The following is a 20,077-nucleotide window of genomic DNA, read 5'->3' on the forward strand; positions in this document are numbered from 1 at the left end:
CTTAAGACAATGAGGTCTTCTACCCGCGCTTTATCAATAGGCGTGGGGAAGACCTTTTTCTTTTGAAAAAATGATAACGTTTTCATTTGAGGGATCGAGAAAAAGAAGAAGGGGATGACAACATGTCACACAGAAAAACACAACCCAAAACGTGGTGGCTGACCATGCTGATGATCGTCGCTCTACTCGCGATGCAGATGCCAGCATTGGCCAAGGACACCAACGTGCAGATGCTCGACAAGGGGAAATGGGCACCTGCGACTTATCAAGCCGTCCACGAAATGATTGAGAAAAACGGCATCAAGAGTGCCTCCTACAATGCCAAAAAGAAACCGTATGCCGTTTTTGACTGGGACAATACGAGCATTATGCATGACACAGAGGAAGCTTTACTTGTTTACCAGATCAACCATTTGGCTTACAAGCTCACACCAGAAGAATTCGGGAAGGTTATCCGCACGAATGTACCAGAAGGACCGTTTTCCGATTCGTATAAAAATGTCGATGGCAAACCTGTCACACTCGATGCCATCGCGACTGATCTCGTAGCAGACTACAAGTACTTATATCAAAATTATCAAGGTCTTAAAGGAACGAAGTCGCTGGAGGAAGTGACAGCAACAGAGCAATTCGCAGATTTCAAAGCCAAGCTGTTTTTCTTGTATGAAGCGATCAACGATACGCACAGCACCTCGATTGGCTATCCGTGGATCCTCTACCTCTTCACGAACATGACAGTGGAAGAAGTACAACAGTTGGCGGAAGCATCCAATGATCTGGCCCTAGGCATGGCGATTGAAAAAGTAACCTGGACGAGCCCGAAATCGTTGGCAGGCAAAGCAGGCGTGGTGAAAGCCTCCCATACAACAGGACTGCGCCTCACTTCCGAAGTAGCAAACCTGATGAACACACTGCGTGCCAATGGCATCGACGTATATGTCGTGAGTGCCTCCTTGGAGGATGTTGTTCGTGTTTTCGCTACTCTCCCGAAATATGGCTACAATCTCCCAGCGGAGAACATCATCGGAATGCGTCTGAAAACAGAAAACGGACGGATCACGAATGTGTACCAGCCTAACTACCCGATCACGGTAGGCCACGGCAAGACGGAAGTGATCCAGGATGTATTGGTGAAAAAGTATGGTCATGGCCCTATCTTCATCGCAGGCGATAGCAACGGTGATTTCGAGATGATGACAGAGCTGGACAGCGTGCAGCTCGCGCTAGTCGTAAACCGCGTCAAGGGCGGCAAAATTGGTCAGCAAATTACCAAAGGTGCCGAACAGATGGGTAAGGCCAACCCAACGGTAGTCCTGCAAGGACGTGACGAGAACACAGGCATGTGGATTCCCGGCGAAGCCACGATCCGACTTGGGCAGAAAGAGCCGCAGTTGGTCGCGAAATAAACAGGAAAAACCGCCCTTTGTACGGGGCGGTTTTATCTTTATGGATGGGTAACCGGAATTCGCCACTCGAGTGGATATTTTTTCTGTACGGCATCTAGTCGTAGTGTAAGCTTCTCCGGGAGCTTGGTTATTTCGTATCCTTCCGAGTTTCTGCTGTCCTCCAGCAGAAATTTGTACGTGACTCGCTCGCGTCCTGACTGGTCAACGGGTCCCGTGGATTGAGAACTCCTTCTAGCTTCGTAGGTGGTCCCCTCCCCGTCTTGCGCTACCCACCAAGGCAAATAAATATCGGAAATATCTTTGGATAGTACCTCGACTTCCATTTCTATTTGCTGTTTTTCCGAATATTTATCTTTTGCCAGCTGGACGCCTTTCACCGTGAAGATATCTTCTCCCACTTGTTTGCTTACGGGCTTCTTGTTCAACTCATTTGGCTTGAAGGTGACACTCATATCATACGGTATTGCCTTGTGGAAGCTGTTTATGACAAGCGTCTTTGCTTTGCCTTTTGGCAACGGATCGTCGTCCATGATCCAGCGGAAATGCCCATAGCGATCAATGGAATGAGATCTTTCTTTGCGCCTTTCCTTCCCCTTGCTGCCATCTGCCCCCTCGTAGTAATATCCCAGCATATATTGCTGATACGGAAGAAATGGAGCATAATCGGGGTTCGTCGTCTTTCCGGTTAGCTTTTTTGCTTCTTGTTCCAATTGTTTTTTGGACGCCTCTGTCCATTGTGTTTCCAACTCAATTCGGGTGGTCGTTGGCGTGTTGACGATCTGGTGCAGGGTCATCTTCAATCCATGCTTCGTCACTTGCGTTTGATTGACAGGCAGCACAGTCGTTGCGGCCGTTGTTTTTGCCATCGTGATCGGAACTTGCAGCTTCCAGTTTCCTTTTATGTCGCCTATTTCATCAAAATGCATCGACAACGTTTTCGGAAGGGGCTCTTGTCCTTTTTCCCCAAGGATAAACCGGATGAATCCGACATTTTCTTCAAAGGCTGTTCCCCACTTGTCAGAAATGACCGTCCCTTTGGCATCCAACAATTCAACTCCATTGAATTGAGAGTTACTTGCTGTCTTCCATTCAGGCCCGAGCTGCTTGCCATCCGACTGTTTAATCATTAAAGCTACTATTACCTGCACCGGATCAGCAATGATTTCCTTTACCTCCAAGGTAATCCCCTGATCCGTAACAGAAAGATTCGATGTTTCAGAGAAGCCTTGTCTCGCCGCCTGTTGCAGTCCTTCGTTATTGAACACACCTTGAGCAAAGATCGATTTGACATAGGCCGCAAACGTTGGGGACACTTGCATGGTTCCGAGCAGCCCGAGTACGACAGCGGAAGCGATGCCGATGGAAGCCCATTTTTTGCTTCGGTAAAACGGATGCCTTCTCACCTGCAACGCGTTATTCTGGCTTGGCATTTGAAAACTCGGCGTATCAACAGCTCCCGCTACTTTCCTAAGCGTCTCTTGGATTTGCCTCTCCTCGTTAGTCATGAGTCATTGCCCCTTCCCGCAAAAAATCAGATCGTTTGCAATCCTTGTCCAATTGTTGTGCGATCAGCTTCCTGGCCTTGTGCATCCGTGATTTGACCGTCCCCTCAAAGGAACCCGTAATTTTGGCGATCTCCGACACGCTGAAACCCTCGTAATAGTAAAGAATAATAACCGCGCGATGCTCCGCCTTCATGCTGCGAATCGCCTGCCATATTTGCCACTGCTCCTCTCGCTGGATCACGTTGTCCAACGGCGTCATCGCTTCTTCCGGGATCATCTCTTCGTATTCCACCACAGGCTTCTGCTTGCGTACCAGATTCAGAGCCCGAAACGTAATGATCCGGTACAGCCAATTGCGAAAGACCATTCCCCGTTTTTTATCGAGTCGGTCTATGTGCTGATACGCTTCGATGAGCCCTTCCTGAACGGCGTCCTGCGCCAGATGCTTGTCATGAATGATCAGATACGCTGTCCGGTATGCCATCGCCAGATAGGGCTTGACCAATTGTTCGAAAGCTTCTGGCTCGTTCTCTTGGCATTTGACAATCAACTCCCACTCATCCACAGCGTTCCCTCCCCTCGTTTTTTCTCTACTGTATATTCACGAGAACGCGGAGTTTGGTTCACGTTACTTAGGCGAAAAAATATGAAACATGGAAAAACCCGTCCCCTGAACAGAAAGTATGCTCCGCTATGCCATTACAACGAAAATAGGGAGCACCTAGGCTCCCGGTTTCCTTTGTAATTATCCGTGATCTCCTTTTTCTAGCTACTTCGTAATGATCTTGCGGTTGAGAGAACCTTTGGGGAGCTAATTGGGAGAGGATGCAATGAGTTGTTCAACTTCGTTTCTAAGTTCAGAAATATTCTGCCCTGAATAACTTTCCTGGAGGAAATAAAGATTACCATGCTGATCTATTGTCTCTGGAGAAACTTGTGAAACCAGAGTGTTCTCGCTATTAACTTTTATCTTTCCTTGAACGGACCCTACTATGTTATAGACGTCATCGCCATCTTCTGTTAAGAAAACAAAATATGTATTTCCTTGTTTCATAGGAATACTTCCTGCAATCCCTTGCATGATTACTCCAAGATCATCATTCCTTGATTCAGATCCTGACTTTCTTGACTTTCCTGAGAAATATTTGGCCACCTCTCTTTCATCGAATTCCCCTCCAGTTTCCAGTACAGATACTGTATCATCTATCTCTACATCACCTTTATAGACTTTCGTTAATCTTAATTCAGAGACTGTATACACATCTAGTCTTTCATAATTAGAGTTATTTTTTTGAGAAATAACTTCAGCTTCGGCAATGATATCTGCATTTTCAGCCAGACCCTTCACGCTATGAAAGGTCTCCCTAAACGATACTTCACCCGAAACAATTTTATAATCTGTATCACTGGAATAAAGAAAACGCTGTTTTTTGAAGTCACCTATATAGTAAACAGCCAGTCCTGCAATTGTTATAAAACCAATAGTAGCCAGTGCTATTTTTTTCGTAGATTTAAAATTTTTAATGCTAATTGGTAGTGCTCCCCTTTCAACCAAATAATAAATCAGTAGTAGAGCTACATGGCTAACTAGAAGCAATTTCGATATTATTTTTCCAACTTGTATTCCCATGACCCATTGTCAAACTTGATTTTGAAAGATAAGGCTTCCCCATCTTCTCTAATGAACGCGAAATAACCTTCTTTTAATGTCTCATCCAACAGAATAGTCGGAATGGAATCGCCAGTCTTAGCGTACTCTTGCATAATTTCGTCCTGAACGCTAATAAACGGACCTGGCTACATCCTCTTCATATTTTCTCTCAATGTTTCTATGAGTTTCGTACTTTTTGCAAATTCATTGACGTGTTTTTATTCAGGCCAATCGGCTTCAGAAACTCGTTCAGAGATTGCTGTTCTACTATCTTGTATTTTCAATTACTACTTTCCATTGATCATTTTCTTTAACAACTGGAAGCGTTATATCTTCCGAAACATGTTCGTTCGAATAATGAAACGTAACACTCATTTTTTCATCTTCAATCTTTTCTACCGAAACGGAATCCATATCTATATCCATCTTTTGAGTACCAAAACTTTCGTACACTTTCTGTTTGTCTTTATCATTATCAAAACGCTCATCAATTGTGTATTCAACCATAGTTGGAGTGTCACCGTTCTCAAGAGCTTTCAAATAGATTTGAACCATTTCTTTTACTTCCTTTTCCTCATTAACCGAAGCGTAAGTGTTGGAAGTCCAAATACCGCCAATAACCACAACAGCTCCAAGTAGTAGAATTGCAGCAACTTTAGCAGACTTTTTCATGCTCTTACCTCCCAATCAATTAAACTGTTTATCTGTATATGATTACATATTTTACCAGTGTAATAAATGATACTAAAGAACCACTGACACCGAAAGCCGTTTACACCGCTTATCATTGTAAATCCGCGTTTGGCTGGATGGGCCCTGCTCACGATATAAAAAATAAGATATGAACCGAACCTTTTTCCGCTAAAGAGGCAATATAGTGTGTAAGCTGCTTATTCAGAAAACAAATAGAACAATCCGATTCACATTATTTACAACAAAAAAGGAGCGAATTAATTATGAAAAAACGTTTAATTGGTGGAGTGGTTGCTACTGCGATTTTGATTCCAGTTGCAGCATTTGCGGCTTCTGGCGTGACTGACATGCCCCCAAGAACACCGATGACTGCTGAACAAGTCAAGGTGGATGAGGTTGGCAAATCAACGCTTGAGAAGCTGTATCTCGCATATCCTGAAACAAAATCGTTTGAGATTATCAATGCAAGCAACGTTCAAGGTGATGTATCCAAAGGGAAACATGTAATCAACGTGAAGCAAACAAGCATCGTACTACAGGAAAAAGGAGGAACCGGCAAAAAGATTACCCTCCATACAAACGGTAGTACAGGTGAGATTGAACACGTGATTCAAGAGAATTGGGAGCCTAAGGAGAAGTCACTCATTACTTTAAGCGATCAGGAAATCAAGGCGAAGGTATCTGATCTTATTAATAAAATGTATGGCAACGTCGAACAATACAAGGTTGCTATCGAGCAAATGGAGAATCCAAACCAAAAAACATGGATGTTGAATTACACCAATGAGATGTTCGAAGAACCGGTCTTCCAGGTTTTTGTTCAGGACAATACCATTAGTCTTACTAAGATTGTAGGTATTCCTACAGCTGATACACCTTCTGATACACCTTCAAACATGAAAGTAGAAGGCCTATTCTCTAGAAATGGTAAACCTGATTATTTTGCTGATAACTTTTTAAACGATGAAAAACTGTTTGCTTTACTAAAAATCAGCCCAACAGAATTAAAACAAGAATTAGCAAAAGGTAAAACTGTTGTGGAGATTGCAGCATCTAAAAATGTCTCGAAACAACAAGTGCTTGATGTGATTGCAGAAACACAGGCTAGAGGACAACTTCAAGGTGATGGAGTACCGATCACCGAGAAAGCACTGAAAGAAATGATGAAAGCAGCTGAACCAAAAGTATTGCAAATGATTGAACACAGAACAGAAACGGAATGGTAGAAAAACCGAGTTAACTGGGGCACACAAGTAAAAGAGAAGAGGCGGGAGAACCGCCTCTTTTTTTATGCAGTAATTTTTCAGAATTCAGGCCACAATAAGCCAGGTAGTCTACCTTATTGGACTCGAAGGGTAACATACTTTACTGGACTTTCCTTTGAATCAAACGTAAATCTTAGTAGGTTTCCATTGTTTTCATATTCCAATATAAACGTATGATCACCTGAGTCATCCATAAACTCTCTAGAGGGTTCTCCTAAGTTTTTTTTGATTTCCTCAAGTTTTCCAGTCATTCCAACAGTCTTTGGTTCGGCATTCATTAGGACGACTTTACTCGTATCCTTTACTTCATCAATTGAATTAGCATAGTCTTCGAATTGTAAATTAAAACCCTCATAGTATATTGTGAATCCATACTCAGAATTTCCGCTTTTGACGGGAGTCCCGATTTTATCCAAAACCTCTTTCTTTGTTGCTCCGATGCCAATTAAGACACCTTCTAATTGCCCATTTTTTACTTTCTCCAAAGTATCCGATTGAGCAGAATTAACAGGAATATCTTCAGTTTTTTCAGATATATTGGAGCAGCCAAGTAAAGTCATTGAGCTAAGAACTACAACAAGCAAAGCATTACGACATATTTTAGGCAGATCAACCACGCTCCTCATAAAACTTACTTCAATTTACATACTAAATAAATTTGTCAGTGGCAGGATCAACGATTGATTACGATTAGAAATGCAATAGGAACTACTAGTAAGATTAAGATGGTCGAAATTAAATCATTTTTTATTGGCTTTTTCTGTTTAGCACTTTCATACGTTTTCACTCCATAAAACAACGCTGGAGAAATGCCAAGTAAAATAGCGAAATTCGTATGTACAGTCATTATTAAAACTACTGAAACTAGAATACCAGTGAAAAGAGCTACGTATTTATACACCTAATCAACCCATTTCAACGCTATTTTAAATTACGGGAAGCTATCAACAGGTTCCTAGTCATTGTTGCTTTTATTATTGAGCCACATACTTTAAGTAAATAGTTTCGGTGTAATCTATACCTTCCTCATCAGTCCAATCAATTTTGAAAACAGGATAGTCACCAAAAAACGATTTTACTTCTTCGTCCGTTACTCCATTCTTAAAATCATTTTTCGTGCTATCCGTATTAGGTACATCTTGGAAGATGATGATATGACCCTCTTTAAAATTGGGCGTTTGAACACTACCTGTTTGTTGACTTGTTTGGGTTAATTCAGAAATAAATTGAAGCTTCTTAACATCACCATTTCCTAAATACTTAATTTTACCTACAAAGCGTGCACCATTTTCTTTATCGTAAAAAATTTCAGTAACTCCATTCCAATTGTCAGTAGCTCCTTCGTACTTGTAGGACCATTCCTTTTCGGAACAAGCACCGAGTAAAAGCAGTGGGAGAATCAGAAATACTAGTATCGCTTTTTTCAAATGTAAACCTCCTATCTCAAAGTATGATTTGAACGTGACAGTATCAAAGTTTTTAGCAAGCCCGGGAAGTAACGTTCCCTCAATGCTCCTCTACAAGCTTACTAGATTTTGTATTAAATACATCAATCTGTGATGTGTATATGAGTAACCATCCTATCGAGGTTCGGATTCTGCGGAAAACATTAAGACGTTCTTCATAAAAACAGACGCGCTTTCTCGCGTCTGTGGCTATTCTTCGTAAGGTGGAATCCAGAATTCCTTCCCCTCATGCTCGATGAGCTTATCCAACCATTCTGTAAATGTCAGGTCAATGTCGATGGGATTATCAGGGTCCATCGATTCGATCCATGTGAGGTAGCCGTTTCCACTATCTAGTCGGTCTTGATCCACGCATATACAGCCTAGAGAGTGACTGCTCCATGCGATAGGATAGTATGGGTGATCTATGCTGTATCCTTTCCAGTATTCAATAACATTGTGAGGGTCTAATATTGTGAACAAACTGCTGCCAAATTCAAAATCTCGAAATAATACGGCTCTGCTGTACTGACATAAGTAGGTCACATAATCCTCTGGTAGCTCAAACGACTTTAGCTTCTTTATCTCAGCGTCAGAGTCAGTGGACATTTGAAAAACAAACTCAAACTCTCCACCGATAATATGCAAATCCCCGTTCAATTGTTCTCTTCTTCCCTTGATCTTGTTTAAAATGCGGTCAAAAGAATTACTCACGCAACTCACATCCTCCAATGAAAGTAATGGACTGCCACCTGAATGACAGTCCATTTTTATGTTTATTTCCGGTGATTTCTCCATTAGTCCGTTATACTAGGCCCGCGAATGCAGCGACTTTACAGTTCGTCAGGTACCGACCCTGTTAAATTCTAGAGTAGTAGTTCCGCACCTATCGATACATTGAAGGAGTTAAAAAATATCCTGACTAACGAGTTAGGCGAAATAAATCCCGATTTCGTCGAATCCGCAGTCACACATAGAATTGATCAAGCCGCCCGCTGACCTGATGCCCAAGACGAAGGAGTTAATCAGGCAGAAAAATACTATCTAGAAGATACTTTCGAGTGTGGGGAATTTGTTCACACTTTCGTTTGATCAAAGTATGGTACATAAAAAACTAAAATAAAAAATACAAAATCAATGCGACTACATACAATTGCCATACTTTAATTTTGAATTTGATACATACCTTTTCCAATACGACCGATAAGTATTCACAACATTTAAGTAATAGCCAAAAAACTCCCATACCAACGACTATGGCGAAATCGAGCGGGCTGAGTCTGCTCTCGATGAAGTTATACACTTTCGTGATATGAAGAAAAATCACAAAGACGAGGAATGAATAGTATTGCATCAAAAAACCTCCCCCATGTAACGAAAACAGGGAGCACTTAAGCCCCCGTTTACCATTGTAATATCAGTTATCTTCTCTTTCTGTCTACTTCGTAATATTGGACATCTAAAGTTCTTCTATAACTATCATCTTTATAGTGTACGATAGTGTCGTAATAGATATCCCATTTTCCATCTGGAACTCTCCATTGCCACGCTCCAACGTAAGTATCTTTTATTGTCGAATCTGCCCAACCGCTCAATCTAGAAAAAAACCATGCAAAAGACGCCGTTTTTGGACTTTTATAAGCTAAAAAACCAATAATCGCATGAGCAGCTTCTCGTACAGTCTGGTTATTGTAACTATGATACATAGGCCCATACACTATTTCTGATCCAGGACCTCCTGGGTCGACTTTATCAGCATCAACTTTCTGAGCACTACTTTTGGTATTTACCTGAAGAGCTTTAACCATTGATGCTAATTGTTCATCACTTAAAGGAGCGTTTCCTCTAAATGTTACTCCTTGATAATCATATACGTATTCATTTTCAAATTCACTTGATGTACTTGCTGTAGGAGAATTTAAAGCAAAAGCACTTACTGGTAAAGCTGAAGCAGATAATAGTACGGTCGATAGGAGTGAAACTGTAATTTTCTGAGTTAACAATTAGATCACTCACCTTCACCTGGAATATTATACTAAAAATAACGATAAGTCTAAATTTTCCATCCCTTTATTTTGTAAATTTCTTCTCTTTTCATTTTAAGATAGCATCATTTTTGATTGAACAACCAGAATGTACTGATCCAACTGCTGGCTTAATTCCACGACTTCATCATCCAAGAAATCATTCTTCTCTAAATACAACTGCACCAGTTGTCCGCGCAATTGTTCCACAATGTTTTTCAAATGATCAATATCGTGATAGGTTACTCCTTCTCGATCTAGAGGTAGCGTGATACATTTACTTATAGGAGCTGTAACTGCTCCTCCTGCGGGCGTTCCTTTAACCTGGCGAAGGGGTGGAACGCCCTTTTTAAATGCAATTGCTGCTATAAGACTCACCCTACTTCCTTTACCACCGGGTTATTCACTTCGTTTTAGTGACTCCTGTGGCTCCTCTTTTTAGAGATGTTCTTAGATTTCTATTACTTCATGGAATATCTTCATCTCTCGCCTCCTTCATTTTGAGATTAATTACATAATTAACCATAAATTGATATGCAGGTTTTTACCAACTGCAAAAAATAGAATAAAAAAACATCCTGGCAGAGGATGTTTCATCAATCTACAGCATATTCACAATGACCTAACAGGATGCTAGCCACCTAACTCGTTTTGGTTACCTATTCGCTTATTCAAGTTCCCTAACCATCCAAACAGTGCTATGTAAGTAAGGGTCTCGTCGTGTCGATTCGCCAAATCCGCTAGAGAAAGGCAATATATCGTTTCTTCAATTCCTCTCTCTATTCTCCCTTTACCGAACTCATATAAAGCCATCTGATATCGAAACCGAAGATGGCGATCCAATCCAATTGCTTCTGTAAATTGATCGAAACTAGCAATTTGGGAGGCAAAACGCTCTAAAATCTCATCCACGCAAAAATGGTAGGTGTTAGCGGATTTCATAATGGCATTTAAACCAGCAAGAACTTCATTGGTGGGAAGATTATCCAGATAGTCTGCATACTCTTCAATGATGCTAGTATTGCCAGACAACACCTCCAATGTGTAGGAGTTCGCTTTTGCCCATACTTTGAATCTTTCTACCTCTTTACGTCCGTCTTCATCAAGTAATTCAAACCATCCTAAATCAGCGTAAACTTGCACATACTTCTTCGCCTCTTCATACAGTCCTTGCATTTCCAGTGAAACGCTCTTATATAAATGGCCCAATCCGTAATAATAGACGAGATGGCGCTCCGTTTTCAGAGATTCGTCTTTTTTGTTTCTTTTCATTCTGTCCAATTCATGCCTGTAAACAGTGTCTGCCAGAAGCCTTAATTCGTCTCCGTACTGCTCTGATCTTTCCCACTTTTGCAAAGCGAAACAGATCTTCGCCAATTGGTATAAGGCGTCGAGTTGATAGTTTTCAGGAAGCCGGTTTCGGTAAGGAGAAAACCGAATGACATTCTCCCAATTTTCTTCTGCATTTGTCCCGAGCACAACTCGAAATAACCGATACTGACTCATCACAAAGTGGTCAGAATAGCTATCTTTTTCATTCTCAATGACATATTCATAGAAGGGCACTGACTCTTTCAGTTGTCCTTTCTCATATAGCTGTTCTGCAAGGGCAAAAAGAATCATGACGTTTTTCAGATTCTCCATCATTTGGGGGACAGTAGCTTCTATGCAATCCTTTCGCCCAACCTCCACGCATCGAATCAAGTATGGTATTAATCGGGGGCGCGATATTCTCCCCTCTGATATGCATTCTTCCGTGTATAATTCATACAACCAACCCGAATCGTAACCAAACACCTTGGCTAGCGCGTCTAACTGACCAATGGTAATGGCACGCGGAGGATTTCCATTTAGAATCTCACTCAAGCTTCCGGGGTTAATGCCTGTTAATTCACCCAGCTTGCTTAATGTATAACCGTGCTTTCTCCGGCATTTTTCAATTTCTGACCGTAGCGACCGATGCATTGTCCCTTGCAGCCCCCTATAAAGGATCTTCCTTTCTATTATTTACTGCATTTATAATTTTTGTTATTTTTCAAAATGCACTACATGACCTTCCTACAATTCGTCATTCAGCTCGGAACTTTGACTCAGATATATCTAGAGTCCGTAAATACAGAGATAGTAGGTTAATGGAAGGGTTTTGGGGGCCTTGAGGTATGCGAAGGACTTACTTTTCCGTTTTCAATCTGTTTTGTGCAATGACAATATATTTATCCAATTGTTGGCTTACAGCCAAAACCTTATCATGTGAGAGACCGTACTTTCCCGCCAACTCCATCATTTCCCATCGTAGCTGTTCAATTCTATTATCCAACTCTAAGTGACAACCGATTTCCTTTACCATGCCCCGGATCGTACACTTACTTTTAGGGGCTGATGCTGCTCCTCTTTTGGGGGAGTTTCCACTGTGAAAAGAAACATCCCTATCTAAAATATTTGCGATAGCAGTAATGTCCAACGCCCCCTCTCTTTTACAATTTATTACATATATTTACTATACAGGGATGTGCAGAAATTAACCGACTAAGAAAAATTGAATAGAAAAAACATCCCTCCGATTGAGACCACTGCTTTTATTAGAACAGCAAAATTGCCAAAGAAAAACGAGCCTCTAGAATCGCTTCTAAGACTCGTTTCGCGTCTAGGGAGACATATTTGTCCCCCCTAAAATCTTTGGTTTTTCCAAAAACTCGACTTTTGCAGCAGTCTCCATAAGGGAGGCTGTATTTTACCTTAGATATACAGTATTAATCGCACTTTCATTTGTCTCTGCGAAAAATGATAAATATCGTTCTCCTGCTAAATAATCCATCTGCCACCCTGTTCCATGTGCATCATCATATGCTTCAGTAGAAGGTGAACCATAGTTTACTTTTAGTTGAGCAGGGGTTGCGTTTATCCCTAATATTTTAGCGTCCGCAATGATCCCGAGTACCTTATCCTCATCCTTGAGTTGATCAAGGGAGTCCAAGTATTCCTGAAATTCAAAGCTAAATCCTTCATAAAACAGATTTAAGCCCCTTTCAGAGTTTCCTATACTTATAGGGTTGCCATACATCTTGATGATCTCTTTTTTGGTAGCCCCAATTCCCGCCTCTATCCCCTTTAATTTCCCTTGTGCTGCAAGTTCCATAAACTCTTCTGCTGTCTTTTTTTCAGGAGACTGTGTTTCCTTGACTCCATTCGGCGGAGAAACAGTTGTTGATGACTGACATCCAATTACAAAAAGGAAAACAGGCAGAACGATAGCTGATATCATCAATCTTTTTAGCTGAACCATCATATACCTCCCGGATCCATTTACTTGTTCTCACATTAAACCGATTGATTTACATTTATAGCAAGATTATAATGCAATAGTGCGAAAAATTCCAATTATTAGGAGATGTTTTAATGAAGAATATCTATAGTGGACTTCTTGGTGTCGCTCTGGTACTTAGTGGCACAGGGATTGCGAGTGCAATGAACTCAGTTCAACCCAGTCCAGCTGAGTTGGTGAAACCAATGGGGGATCCTGACAATCCCTATGCAGAAATGCGCTGGGTGTGGCCGACTGACGGAACAAGGATCTCGGGTGAATTTGGAGAATACCGAAGTCCAAAGGAGAAAAACCATAAAGGAATTGACATTGCGGTTTACAAAAAACCAGTATATGCCGTTAGTAAGGGAGTAGTTCTTAGCTCAGGCATATACTCAACTAAGCCTAAAGACTCGCCAGACTATATAAAATACGTCACTATCAAACAAAGAGACAGATCCATAAATGGAAACAAGTTAATCACACGCTATCTTCATTTAAAGAGTTATTCAGTTAAGAGAGGTGATGACGTCTATAAGGGGGATCAAATTGGTATATCAGGAAACTCGGGAGCAGGAAGTTATAAAGAACCAGAGTCAAATTATCACCTCCATTTTGACGTAAATGAAGCAGATACTGAGACACCAACAGATTATGATCAAATGATAAACCCCCTCGTGTTTTTTCCAGATGTAGATACAAGGTCATCAGCGCGGTTAATTGAAGAAGACGGACATCAAAATCTCGATCATCCCGAAGAGAACTTAGATAATCCAGAGTACTTCATTGATCAAAAGTTAATCGATTATGTGGACGAAAAAACTTTTTACGAATGGCTAAATTCAGTTGAAGAAGGCGAGGGTAGTTTAACTAACTATAAGAAGAAATTTAATCTTACAGATAAAGACTTAGTACGAATACTCGATGAGGGACTCAAAAAAAATTTTGATGAAGAAAACAAAGACATAGATTAAACACACTTGTTTGGAACGGACAAGCCCCCAGCAGATTTCTCCGCTAGGGGGCTATTCTATTAGCGTGGAATTCCCGCCGCGTCACGCAACGAATATGCCGCAAAATGTGCAGCTGCCCTCACCTTCTCGTCCGTACTGGACGTCCACAGCGAGCCAAGCGCGGCAGAGACCTTTTCAGCGGCAGGCTTGTCCACAGTTTATTGTCGGCAATTACTCGAATCATTTTCCTTTCAACGTCAGCCAACATTGGTCTAAATCCAACAAAAACAGATCGTACGTTTGTGTTATGTGGAACAAAAGGAAATCATGCAAATAAAAAAGCTCCACATCAGGAGACCACTGTAAAAGTCCTCTTTTATATTGCCAAAGAAAAACAAGCCTTTAGAATCGCTTCTAAGGCTCGTTTCGCGTCTAGGGAGACATATTTGTACCCCTAAAATCTTTGTTTTTTCCAAAAACTCGATTTTTGCAACAGTCTCCATTTAGGAATGCTTTTTCGGTTACGATCTATTTAACTGACTATCCATGGATGTCAATTTTTTAGCCCTCTGTTCCATGGTCGTACATAATTATACTGATATTATGAGGCTTTTCTGTGTATGGAAAACCAGTAAATAAAGCTAGAACCATAATCAGTGATAGAAAGAAACTTTTCATAGTTGTAACCTCCTTAGTTTTGTATAAATCTGCCAAAAAACAGCATATAACAAGGTTACAGGTATTACTATCTAATTCTTTTTAGAAAGTAGGTTCTCCTTTTTTCTACCCGTTACAATGTTTTGATATCGTTCCACTTGTATTGGCGATGCATGTTGCCGGTACTCTTCAAATAGCGCTATGCATTTAAGTGCATCTTCAAAGCGATTTATCAAACTGGCTAAAGAAAGACAGCATATCGTTTCTTCAATCCCTTTCTCTAGTCGCCCTTTACCGAATTCATAAATGGCTGCCTGATACCGAAATCGAAGATGCCTGTCCAAACGAATTGCGTCGGTATATTGACTAAAATTGGCGATGTGCATTGAGAAGCGCTCTAATATCTCATCCACACAAAAATTGTAAATATTGGCTGATTTTATAATAGAAACTAAACCAGGAAGTATTTCATTTGGGGGAAGACTCTCAAGATAATCGGCGTACTCCTCAATGGTGTCGGTATTACCAGCCAATACCTCTAATGTGTATAAGTTAGCCTTTGCCCAAATCCGGAACCGCTCTACCTCTTGATGTCCAACTTCATCCAGCAGCTCAAACCATCCTAAATCAGCATAAATTTGTACATACGACTTGGCTTGTTCATACATTCCTTGCATTTCCAATGTCGCGCCTTTATATAAATGTCCCATGGCGTAATAATACACAAGAGGACGTTCTGTCTCAGGCAGTTCACTTTTTTTATCTCTTTTCAATCTGTCCAACTCATGTATATAAATCGTTTCCGCAAGATACCGTAATTCATCAGCGTACTGTTCCGACTTCTTCAATTTCTGCAAAGCATAAGAAACCCGCGCTAATTGAAATAAAGCATCCAACTGATAGTTCTCAGGAAGCCTATTCCGATAGGGGGCAAACCGAATAACTGCCTCCCCATTTTCTTCAGAATTGGTCCCGAGTGCAGCCCGAAACAATCGATACTGACTCATTACGAATTGGTCAGAATGTCCATCCTTCTCGCTATCAACGACAGCCTGATAAAAAGGTACGGACTCTTTTTGTTTCCCACTTTCATATAGCTGCTCCGCCACTAAAAAGAGAGTCGAAATATTTTTAGGGTTGTCCAACAATTTAGGAACAACCTCTTCTATGCAATCTTTCCGCCCAACCTCCGCGCATCGAACTAAATATGGTATCAACCGAGGGCGCGATATTCTCCCCTCTGATATGCATTCTTCCGTATACAATTCGTACAACCAACCTGGCTCGCGACCAAAGACCGCCGCTAGCGCATCTAATTGACCAATGGTCATCGCCCGCGGTGGATTTCCGTTCAAGATTTCGCTTAAACTCCCATGGTTGATTCCCGTTAATTCACCTAATTTACTCAAGGTATAGCCGCACTCTCTACGGTGTCTTTCAATTTCTGACCGCAACGACCAGTGCATTGTCCCTTGCAGCCCCCCCATAAAGAATCAACCCCTACTTTTTCCTTAATTTTACAATAGAATATATTTTTTTGATAGATTTTTCTTTACAATCCTTAACATTTCTGTAATCTAGTTCGTCACTCTTCGCACAATTCCTCCAATGTCTTACAGATGTTTGCACTTCGTGACAATTACACTCAATTGAATCAGTTGAATCAGCTTTCATGCGAATACATCCTCGAAACTCTACTTTTGAAGCGCTCCCGCTATTTATTTCGGAGCGAACAGTACCCGCCCTCAGCAGGGCGTAGGCCGAAGCGTAGACTGGAAATCCGCTTCTTCCCTACCACTACAGTTACTTATAGCCACATTGTAAAAAAAGCTCCGCCAAGATATCTGGCGAAGCTTTCATTTTCATACTGTGCTTATGGCATAGCTACTTTCATAACCGCACGAACGGAATCTGCGGATTTATCCAAGGCTGCTTTCTCAGCAGCAGTCAGATCCAGCTCGATGACTTGCTCGATACCGTTTCCACCCAAGAGAGTTGGTACGCCCAGGTAGATATCGTTGTAGCCATACTCGCCTTGGAGTAAAGCGATGGATGGCAGGATGCGCTTCTGGTCTTTCAAGATCGCTTCTGCCATTTCTACCAGAGCTGCCGCAGGTGCATAGTAAGCGGAACCGTTGCCCAAGAGAGCTACGATTTCGCCGCCACCTTTGCGTGTACGCTCTACGATGGCATCCAGACGATCTTGTGGGATCAATTTTTCGAGTGGGATGCCGCCAGCGTAGGAGTAACGCAAGAGTGGCACCATGTCATCCCCGTGACCGCCCAATACGAAGCCTGTTACGTCATTTACAGATACATTCAGTTCCATCGCTACGAACGTACGGAAGCGAGCTGTATCCAGTACGCCGGATTGACCGATTACGCGGTGTTTCGGGAAGCCGGACGTTTTGTAGAATGTATAGGTCATCGCATCTACCGGGTTGGACAGGATGAGTACGATGGAGTTTGGTGCATATGTTTTCACTTGCTCAGCAACCGAGCGCATGATGGATGCATTGGTTGCTACCAAGTCGTCGCGGGACATACCTGGCTTGCGAGCAATCCCTGCTGTGATGATTACGATATCGGAACCTTCGATGTCTTTGTAGTCAGAAGTACCTGTAATGCTAGCATCGAAGCCGAGAACGGGAGACGCCTCCATCATGTCGAGTGCTTTCCCCTTCGTTGGGTTTTCCAATTGAGGGATATCGACCAAAACGATGTCAGCCAGCTCTTTTTGCGCCATGATGAACGCAGTTGTCGCTCCCGTAAAACCACTACCGATTACGGCTACTTTTTTTCTGCGGAATGTCATGTAGAATCCTCCTCGTCGTCATTGGTTCTATTACAAGACTAGTTTTACACCACTTGCTTTTTGCTCCAACATTTTGGAGAGGATTGTCCCGATGTGGGCCCCCGCCTCAACAGGAGATGTACCTTGACGATGAATATTCGAGATCACTGTACGCTCTGATTCTACCATACCTTTGCGTGGACGGTAGCACATGTACGCACTCATGGAATGTGCCGTAACCAGTCCTGGTCGTTCTCCGATCAAGAGCACCAATACTTCTGGCTCCAAAATCTCGCCGACGTGATCCATGCTGGCTACGCGTCCGCCCTTGATAAAAAACGGAGTGCCGCAGGTCAGTCCGTAGCTTTTCAGAGAGTCCATCAGAGATGGAAGCACGTCTTTCAGGTTCGCATCCACCGCAGCGGCACTCAAGCCGTCTGAAACGACGATTTGTACCTGTGGCTTCTTTTGACCGCGCTCTTGCAGCAAGCGCACGCCTTCCTCGGTGAGGACACGCCCCATATCCGGACGCTTCAAATAGTTTTCGGTGTTGTCATACTGTGTTTCCACTGTGAACAGAGAGAACTGGTCGAGAACCGCTTGACTGACTTCACCGTATACAGCATCCACAGCCGCAGCATGGTCACGACGCAATTCGAGCATGGTTTTGGTCAAAGGTCTCACACCTGTACGCCAAACCCCGATGCGCGCTGGCGTGCTGGACAGCAGTTCATCCAAGCCTTCCTTGTACTTCGGATTCGGTACATGTGTGGTTCTCTCTGGTTCTGCTGATGGAGCAGGCTGCTCATTCACTACAGGAGCCGTTGTCGGTGCGGCTGTCGCATTTGCTACTGGCTCTGCCTTTGGCTCGGATCTCAGTTGGATCAAGCCTGTCTCTGCTTTTGGTGACGGAGCTTGTTCTGTTGCTTCACCCAGCTTCTTTTGCAGCTCGGCTACTACTTTATCTACCAAGAAATCTAATTGTTGTTCCATCGTCTTTCACCTCCTGATCTTACATGAAGATTGTCGGATCGCCTGCTTTTGCAGTCAGCCTACCGTTTTCCATGATGCCCATTTTCTCCAGCCATTTTTCAAAATCAGGAGCAGGTCGCAGTCCCATCACTTCACGGAATGCCGCAATATCATGGAAGCTCGTCGATTGATAGTTGAGCATGACATCGTCTGCCATCGCTACGCCGATCACGAAGTTAACGCCTGCCGACGAGAGCAAAATGCCGAGATTGTCCATGTCGTTTTGATCGACCTTCATGTGGTTCGTGTAGCATACGTCACAGCCCATCGGCAAACCGTGCATTTTGCCCATGTAATGGTCTTCCAGTCCTGCGCGGATTACTTGACGGCTGTCGTACAAATACTCAGGTCCAATGAAACCAACTACTGTGTTTACGATGAACGGATTGTACTTGCGAGCAAGTCCGTAGCAGCGCGCTTCCATTGTTACCTGGTCCATGCCGTGATGCGCCTCGGCAGACAGCTCTGAGCCTTGGCCTGTCTCGAAATACCAGAAGTTCGGCCCGTAGGAAGTGCCTTGTTTGCGCATCAGCTCATCTGCTTCATCCAGTAGTGCTACATCAATACCAAATGCATTGTTTCCTTTTTCACTACCCGCCAAACTTTGGAAGATCAAGTCTGCTGGCGCCCCATTACGGATGGCACGCATTTGCGTGGAAACGTGAGCCAATACGCAGTTTTGCGTCGGGATATCAAACTTGGTCATCACGTCTTTGGTCATGTTCAAAATATCCTTCACGCTATCCGCTGTATCGATAACCGGGTTGATCCCGATTACCGCATCGCCGATTCCGTAGCTCAATCCTTCGTACAGAGACGCTTTGATGCCTTGTACGTTATCGGATGGATGGTTCGGCTGTACACGAGAAGCCAGTACGCCCTTATGACCGATTGCCGTGTTGGCATGCGTCACAACTTTGATCTTGGACGCAGCCGTGATCAAGTCCAGGTTGCTCATGAGCTTGGCAGTCGCTGCGATCATCTCGCTGGACAATCCACGGCTGATTCGCTTGAGTTCATTATCGCCTGCTTGATGGCTCAAGATGTACTCGCGCAGCTCAGCTACGCTCCAGTTTTTGATTTCGTTGTAAATCTTTTCGTTGATGCCTTCTTCGATCACTCGCGATACTTCGTCTTCTTCTGCCGGAACCATCGGATTGTTGCGGATATCCGCCAATGTCAGGTCAGCCAAAACTTGCTTGGCAGCTACACGTTCCCGGGAATCAGCAGCGGCGATACCAGCCAGCTGGTCGCCTGATTTATCTTCATTAGCCTTCGCGAAAACTTCTTTCAAATCGCGAAATTGATAGGTCTGTCCAAGCACAGTCGTTTTCGTGTTCATCAACGTCCA

19 protein-coding genes are annotated in these 20,077 nt (G+C 42.8%); 3 read left to right on the forward strand and 16 right to left on the reverse strand.

From position 1 onward, the window contains the following. Positions 1-122: 122 nt before the first annotated feature. A complete protein-coding gene (locus HPY31_RS06015) occupies positions 123-1,406 on the forward strand; it encodes a haloacid dehalogenase-like hydrolase (RefSeq protein ID WP_172139334.1) in 1,284 nt (427 codons plus the stop codon). A 38-nt stretch (positions 1,407-1,444) separates the two neighbouring features. Here the strand turns inward: HPY31_RS06015 and HPY31_RS06020 are convergent, their stop codons facing one another. The 4 genes from HPY31_RS06020 to HPY31_RS06035 all read right to left on the reverse strand — a co-directional run bounded on the left by HPY31_RS06020 (position 1,445) and on the right by HPY31_RS06035 (position 5,234). Beyond that, a complete protein-coding gene (locus HPY31_RS06020) occupies positions 1,445-2,911 on the reverse strand; it encodes a DUF4179 domain-containing protein (RefSeq protein ID WP_172139335.1) in 1,467 nt (488 codons plus the stop codon). Further along, positions 2,904-3,476 carry an RNA polymerase sigma factor gene (locus HPY31_RS06025; protein ID WP_172139337.1) on the reverse strand — a complete coding sequence of 191 codons (573 nt, stop codon included), beginning with the start codon at positions 3,474-3,476 and terminating at the stop codon, positions 2,904-2,906. The genes HPY31_RS06020 and HPY31_RS06025 overlap by 8 nt, the downstream gene beginning before the upstream one ends. 246 nt (positions 3,477-3,722) lie before the next feature. After that, entirely contained in the window at positions 3,723-4,541 is an 819-nt protein-coding gene (locus tag HPY31_RS06030; protein ID WP_172139339.1) for a hypothetical protein, read from the reverse strand. A 288-nt stretch (positions 4,542-4,829) separates the two neighbouring features. Further along, complete coding sequence (locus tag HPY31_RS06035; protein ID WP_172139341.1) at positions 4,830-5,234, reverse strand: Rv0361 family membrane protein; 405 nt, start codon at positions 5,232-5,234, stop codon at positions 4,830-4,832. A 284-nt stretch (positions 5,235-5,518) separates the two neighbouring features. Between HPY31_RS06035 and HPY31_RS06040 the strand changes: the two genes are divergently transcribed. After that, the gene (locus tag HPY31_RS06040; RefSeq protein ID WP_172139343.1) at positions 5,519-6,481 is read left to right on the forward strand and encodes a hypothetical protein; all 963 of its coding nucleotides are present in this window, start codon (positions 5,519-5,521) and stop codon (positions 6,479-6,481) included. A gap of 113 nt (positions 6,482-6,594) precedes the next feature. Here HPY31_RS06040 and HPY31_RS06045 read toward each other — a convergent pair whose 3' ends face one another. The 8 genes from HPY31_RS06045 to HPY31_RS06080 form a co-directional block, all read right to left on the reverse strand. Further along, entirely contained in the window at positions 6,595-7,146 is a 552-nt protein-coding gene (locus HPY31_RS06045; RefSeq protein ID WP_216675494.1) for a YjgB family protein, read from the reverse strand. Positions 7,147-7,494: 348 nt separating this feature from the next. After that, positions 7,495-7,947: a hypothetical protein gene (locus HPY31_RS06050; RefSeq protein WP_172139347.1), complete on the reverse strand. Its 453-nt coding sequence runs from the start codon at positions 7,945-7,947 to the stop codon at positions 7,495-7,497. Between the two features lie 228 nt (positions 7,948-8,175). Further along, positions 8,176-8,679, reverse strand: a complete 504-nt coding sequence (locus HPY31_RS06055) for an SMI1/KNR4 family protein (protein ID WP_172139349.1) — start codon at positions 8,677-8,679, stop codon at positions 8,176-8,178. A 707-nt stretch (positions 8,680-9,386) separates the two neighbouring features. After that, positions 9,387-9,968: a hypothetical protein gene (locus HPY31_RS06060; RefSeq protein WP_172139351.1), complete on the reverse strand. Its 582-nt coding sequence runs from the start codon at positions 9,966-9,968 to the stop codon at positions 9,387-9,389. Positions 9,969-10,064: 96 nt separating this feature from the next. Next, positions 10,065-10,211, reverse strand: a complete 147-nt coding sequence (locus HPY31_RS28605; protein WP_216675496.1) for an aspartyl-phosphate phosphatase Spo0E family protein — start codon at positions 10,209-10,211, stop codon at positions 10,065-10,067. Between the two features lie 411 nt (positions 10,212-10,622). Continuing rightward, on the reverse strand, positions 10,623-11,954 hold the full coding sequence (locus HPY31_RS06070; protein WP_172139355.1) for a helix-turn-helix domain-containing protein: 1,332 nt from the start codon (positions 11,952-11,954) through the stop codon (positions 10,623-10,625). A gap of 205 nt (positions 11,955-12,159) precedes the next feature. Beyond that, positions 12,160-12,450: an aspartyl-phosphate phosphatase Spo0E family protein gene (locus HPY31_RS06075; protein WP_172139357.1), complete on the reverse strand. Its 291-nt coding sequence runs from the start codon at positions 12,448-12,450 to the stop codon at positions 12,160-12,162. A gap of 270 nt (positions 12,451-12,720) precedes the next feature. After that, positions 12,721-13,275 carry a DUF4309 domain-containing protein gene (locus tag HPY31_RS06080; RefSeq protein WP_081603409.1) on the reverse strand — a complete coding sequence of 185 codons (555 nt, stop codon included), beginning with the start codon at positions 13,273-13,275 and terminating at the stop codon, positions 12,721-12,723. A gap of 110 nt (positions 13,276-13,385) precedes the next feature. On the opposite strand from HPY31_RS06080, the gene HPY31_RS06085 reads away from it, so the two are divergent. After that, positions 13,386-14,264 (forward strand): M23 family metallopeptidase, encoded by an 879-nt coding sequence (locus HPY31_RS06085; RefSeq protein ID WP_016738704.1) that lies wholly within the window; start codon positions 13,386-13,388, stop codon positions 14,262-14,264. Between the two features lie 728 nt (positions 14,265-14,992). On the opposite strand, the gene HPY31_RS06090 is transcribed toward HPY31_RS06085, so the two are convergent. From HPY31_RS06090 to HPY31_RS06105, 4 genes are all read right to left on the reverse strand, one after another. Next, positions 14,993-16,387 (reverse strand): helix-turn-helix domain-containing protein, encoded by a 1,395-nt coding sequence (locus tag HPY31_RS06090; RefSeq protein ID WP_172139359.1) that lies wholly within the window; start codon positions 16,385-16,387, stop codon positions 14,993-14,995. Positions 16,388-16,773: 386 nt separating this feature from the next. Then, the gene (mdh, locus tag HPY31_RS06095) at positions 16,774-17,715 is read right to left on the reverse strand and encodes a malate dehydrogenase (protein WP_172139361.1); all 942 of its coding nucleotides are present in this window, start codon (positions 17,713-17,715) and stop codon (positions 16,774-16,776) included. Between the two features lie 30 nt (positions 17,716-17,745). Further along, complete coding sequence (eutC, locus tag HPY31_RS06100) at positions 17,746-18,687, reverse strand: ethanolamine ammonia-lyase subunit EutC (protein ID WP_015893780.1); 942 nt, start codon at positions 18,685-18,687, stop codon at positions 17,746-17,748. 19 nt (positions 18,688-18,706) lie between these two features. Continuing rightward, positions 18,707-20,068, reverse strand: coding sequence for an ethanolamine ammonia-lyase subunit EutB (locus tag HPY31_RS06105; RefSeq protein WP_064200062.1), 1,362 nt, complete (start codon positions 20,066-20,068; stop codon positions 18,707-18,709). Positions 20,069-20,077: the final 9 nt, after the last annotated feature.

The sequence above is a fragment of the Brevibacillus sp. HB1.3 genome, assembly GCF_013186635.1.
GTDB lineage: Bacteria > Bacillota > Bacilli > Brevibacillales > Brevibacillaceae > Brevibacillus > Brevibacillus brevis_D.